Consider the following 4,241-nt stretch of genomic DNA (forward strand, 5'->3'; position numbering starts at 1 on the left):
TCCAGATCTTATATTTATCATTTTATCCATTAAACATAGTGTTTATAGCTCAAGAAGAGAAGAAACCAAAATGATGATGGGTGTCATGGAAATTGTTGATTTCAATGCCTATGATCTCAAATACCTTTCTGACAGAGACTTGAGTTACAATCCAGCTCTCGGAACCGGCCAAATACAGGTACGTGATATCCATTACATTGCTTTAACACCTCGAACCACATGGGAGTTCTGCCAACTCTTAGATCGAAGATGCATTGCTTCAAAAAAAGGGTACGACGAGTGGCTTCGATACGCAAAGCAGAACCAATGGATCAAAGATGACTGATCAAATCACCATACAAGCCAATTCTGTTGAGTGGATCAAGGAGCAGCCCTCGGCCACCTTTGATCTCATCATCGCTGATCCTCCTTACAATGTTGGCAAGGACTACGGAACAACGGTTGATAGCGTTGACAAATACGAATATTTGCGGTTTCTTCATGGGTGGACTGCTGAGGCGTCACGTCTTTTGAAGCCCCATGGAACAATCTATGTATTCATGGGTTTTCGTTTTATATCGTATTTATATGATATACTTGAGAACGAGTGCGAACTATTCTTTAATACGTGGATTTGTTGGCATTACACCCAAGGTCAGGGCAGAAGGCGGGGATTCTCAGTACGACATGATGACATACTCATGTTCACGAAACATCCGAAGAATTTTATCTTCAACTTAGATGACATCCGTGTGCCTCAAAAATACTATCGTAGTGTCAACAACATGCGTGGCGCAAACCCAGGCGACGTTTGGGAGTTTTCCCATATTCATTTTTGTCAAGGAAACCGGCAGGCCCATCCTACCCAGAAGCCCGAAGGTTTAATTGAAAGAATGGTGCTGGCGTCATCTTCAAAAGGCGACAATGTGCTTGATCCATTTTCTGGCAGCGGCACGACTCTACGTGTATGCCAACAGTTATCTCGCAACTGCACTGGTGTAGAAATCAATCCAGAGTATGTGGAAATGACAAGAGATCGCCTGGCTCAGCCGTTCTCTGGCTTCGACAGCATTGATCCACGGATGAAACGCGTTCCCTTTGACTTGCGTGATCCCCACATTAGACAGGAGTATGTAAAACAACATAAACATTGGTTTTTGAAGAACCACGAGGGCGACATTGAAGCGTTTGAAAAGGAGGTGGTGGCTCGCCTCTATGGCCACATCAACCCTCGAAAAAAGACCAAACCTCCAAAGTCGGATTCACAGAGCGGTGACCTTTTCACCTTTTCTCAATTGGGCACCTGAGCCCACCGGCCACTCTTGTGGAGGGCTTATAGGTGACCTCTGGTGGTTGAGAGCCTTCTGGCGACCTGGATGGCAAGAGCGGGTGACCGGACTCGAACCGGCGACGTTCAGCTTGGGAAGCTGACATTCTACCACTGAATTACACCCGCACATATGGCCTAAGGCCAGAGTTTAGCAGCAGCGGCGGCAACACCGGCGCCGGGCTTAATGTGGCCCTCCCCCAACTCCATGAGCACCGCTTCGAGGGCGGCAACGGCGGTGAGAACGTCCCGATCACAGACAAAACCCAGATGGCCCATACGGACAATCTGGCCCTTGAGGTGATCCTGACCACCTGCCAGCAGGATATCAAAGCGCTCTTTCATGTGCTGGCGGATGCGCTCGGCATCACCACCGGGGATCACGGCGGTGATGGCGGGGCTGCCATGCCCCTCCTTGGCCAGCAGTTTCAGGCCCATGGCTTTGACGCCGGCCTGGGTAGCGGCCCGGTGACGTTCATGGCGGGCAAAGACCGCCTCCAACCCTTCCCGCTCCAACATGGTCAGGGCGGCCTCCAGGGCAAACACCAGGTTCACGGCGGGGGTGAAGGGGGTGCTTTTGGCGGTGGCGGCCTTGCGGTAGCGGCCCAGATCCAGGTAAAACCTGGGCAGGTCGGAGCGTTCATAGGCCTGCCAGGCCCTGGTGGACAGGCTGACGAACGACAAACCGGGGGGCATCATGTAGCCCTTCTGGGAGCCGGAGGCCACCACGTCCAACCCCCAACTGTCCATGGGCACCGCCGTGGCCCCCAGGCTGGTGACACAGTCCACGATGGTGAGGGCCTCCCCGTGGGCCTTCACATGGGCGGCGATGGACTGCAAGTCGTTGAGCACCCCGGTGGAGGTTTCCGAGTGGGTGAGGATGACGGCCCGGATGGTTTTGTCCACGTCCGCTTCCAGGGCGGCAGCAAAGTCGGCCGGATCCAGGGGCTGACCCCATGGCGCCTGAATCACCTCCACCTGCAGGCCGTAGGCCCGCGCCAGCTTCACCCAACGCTCCCCGAACTTGCCGTTGTCGCCGCAGAGCACCCGGTCCCCACGGCTGAGGGTGTTGATGATGCCCGCTTCCATGGCCGCGGTGCCACTGCCGGTGAGCAGCAGGATGGCATTGCGGGTCTGGTGGAGCCACTGCAACTGCTGTTGCACCCGCTCCAGGGTGGCGCTGAAGGCGCCGCTGCGGTGGCCGATGGGGTGACGGGCCATGGCCTGCAGCACCCGCTCCGGAACCGGCGTGGGGCCGGGAATCATCAGGGTGAGCTTGTCCTCCATGGCGGCAGCAGACAGGACGGGAGTGGACAATCACTATAAGGAAGGGGCTTCCCGCTGCCATCGGGATTGCTCTCAACCCGTGATCACACAGTGCCCCCAGTGTCCAACGCCTCCGAATCCGCCAAGGGCTATAGCCTGCCGGTGTGGGTGACCGCCGTGGCTATGGCGGCCCTCCACTGCCTGCGGGGTGAACCGTTTGTGTCCCCGGTGTCCGTGCAGTTGCCCCGAGAGACCATCCCCCACGGGCTGCCGGTGCAACAGGCCGCGCCACTGGGAGCGGACACCGCCTTGGCCATGGGGCGCTGTCAACCCGGCGACCACCTGGACCTGACCCGGGACCTGCCCATCTGGGTGCTGGCGGAACGGCTGCCCCGTGAGCGCGGTCATCCTGCCCTGCAACTGCTGCCCGGGGCGGGCGTCGGCGTTCACGCCGATAGCGGTAGGATCTGCGCCTCCAACTTCGCCCTGGCGCTGCTGCACCAGAACCTGGAGCCCTTGCTGCCCCCCCAGGCGGCCGTGCGCCTCACCCTCGTCTTTCCCACCGGCACCCGCCTGGCGGAACGCACTAGCAACCGGGCCTTCGGAGTGGTGGACGGCCTGGCCCTGTTGGGCATGGGTGCCCGGGTGCAGCCATCGGCAGCCCCGGATCAGTTGGCTGCCGCCCGGCAACGGCTGGCCAGTGTTTTGGAAGCGCGCCCCCATGATCCCGTGGTGCTGGTGCTGGGGGCCAACGGCTGGGACCTGGCTTGCCGCCATGGCTTGCCTGAGGCGGCCCTGGTGAAGGTGGGCAACTGGATCGGTCCCCTGTTGGTGGAGGCGGCGGAGCGGCGCTGTCGCCAGGTGTTGCTCTGGGGGTACCACGGCAAATTGCTGAAGCTGGCCGGCGGCATCTTCCACACCCACCACCACGTGGCCGACGGCCGCGCTGCCGTGCTCACCGCCTTCGCCGCGTTGGCAGGCGTCACGGGTCCGGACCTGGAGCAGTTGCACAAGGCGCCGACTGTGGAGGCGGCCCTCAACCACCTGCGCCACAGCAACCCGGACTTGTCCAGCCGTCTTGAGGCACGCCTGCTGGCGGAAGTGGAGCAGCAGGCTCAGGCCTATGTGGCGCGCCATGGGGAGCAGGTCCCGGAGATGGGTGTGGTGGTCTTTGACGGGCACCGTCAGGTGCGTGGCGCCGGACCCCATGGCCGGCGCTTGCTGAACGCCCTGGGGCCACCGACTGGATCAAGGCCACAGGCGAGGAAAGCTGGTGAATATGACGCTTCTTAACAGTGATCGGTTCAGGAGTCTCTGATCAACGTCTGGGCGCACCTTGTGGGAATCCTGGCTTAGTGTGGATTTATGTCGGCCATGGTCATTCCCTTCAGCGTTCTGTTTTCCGTCTTTGGCATGGGTGTTGCCCTCATGGACCTCCAGATCCGTCTGTCCGGCCAAGTGAAAGATCAGATTCGAGGGATCCATGGGAACATCAAAGACCTCAACGGCCGCATTGAGCGGGTGGAAGAACGGCTCAGTGTTCGCATCGACCAGGTGCGCAACGAGCTCAACGGCCACATCAACCAGGTCAGTGGGGAAGTCAAGGAACTGCGTTTCCCGTGGAACTGGTGGACGCATCTAGCGGCTGAACCTTAAACGGCCGGACTGC

5 protein-coding genes and 1 tRNA gene are annotated in these 4,241 nt (G+C 59.1%); 4 read left to right on the forward strand and 2 right to left on the reverse strand.

The features are described 5' to 3' along the window. Positions 1-325 (forward strand): hypothetical protein (locus FLM9_RS08405; protein WP_218969758.1); only part of this gene is annotated, 325 nt, incomplete at its 5' end. Next, positions 318-1,286 (forward strand): DNA-methyltransferase, encoded by a 969-nt coding sequence (locus FLM9_RS07195; protein WP_081340272.1) that lies wholly within the window; start codon positions 318-320, stop codon positions 1,284-1,286. The genes FLM9_RS08405 and FLM9_RS07195, both read left to right, overlap by 8 nt. 77 nt (positions 1,287-1,363) lie before the next feature. On the opposite strand, the gene FLM9_RS07200 is transcribed toward FLM9_RS07195, so the two are convergent. Both FLM9_RS07200 and FLM9_RS07205 read right to left on the reverse strand, forming a co-directional pair. Beyond that, positions 1,364-1,435 (reverse strand) — tRNA-Gly (locus FLM9_RS07200). Positions 1,436-1,444: 9 nt separating this feature from the next. Continuing rightward, on the reverse strand, positions 1,445-2,593 hold the full coding sequence (locus tag FLM9_RS07205; RefSeq protein WP_074457937.1) for a pyridoxal-phosphate-dependent aminotransferase family protein: 1,149 nt from the start codon (positions 2,591-2,593) through the stop codon (positions 1,445-1,447). Between the two features lie 99 nt (positions 2,594-2,692). Here FLM9_RS07205 and cbiD point away from each other — a divergent pair, with 99 nt between their 5' ends. Continuing rightward, a complete protein-coding gene (gene cbiD, locus FLM9_RS07210) occupies positions 2,693-3,865 on the forward strand; it encodes a cobalt-precorrin-5B (C(1))-methyltransferase CbiD (protein WP_074457938.1) in 1,173 nt (390 codons plus the stop codon). An 81-nt stretch (positions 3,866-3,946) separates the two neighbouring features. Then, complete coding sequence (locus FLM9_RS07215; protein ID WP_143324648.1) at positions 3,947-4,228, forward strand: hypothetical protein; 282 nt, start codon at positions 3,947-3,949, stop codon at positions 4,226-4,228. Positions 4,229-4,241 lie beyond the last annotated feature (13 nt).

The sequence above is a fragment of the Candidatus Synechococcus spongiarum genome (genome assembly GCF_900047545.1).
In the GTDB taxonomy this organism is placed as follows: Bacteria; Cyanobacteriota; Cyanobacteriia; order PCC-6307; family Cyanobiaceae; genus Synechococcus_B; species Synechococcus_B spongiarum_C.

Bases quoted from the DNA above. Each gene is read 5' to 3' on its own strand.
- FLM9_RS07215 (WP_143324648.1), top strand. From the start codon at position 3,947: ATGGTCATTCCCTTCAGCGTTCTGTTTTCCGTCTTTGGCATGGGTGTT.
- FLM9_RS07195 (WP_081340272.1), top strand. From the start codon at position 318: ATGACTGATCAAATCACCATACAAGCCAATTCTGTTGAGTGGATCAAG.
- FLM9_RS07205 (WP_074457937.1), bottom strand. From the start codon at position 2,593: ATGGAGGACAAGCTCACCCTGATGATTCCCGGCCCCACGCCGGTTCCG.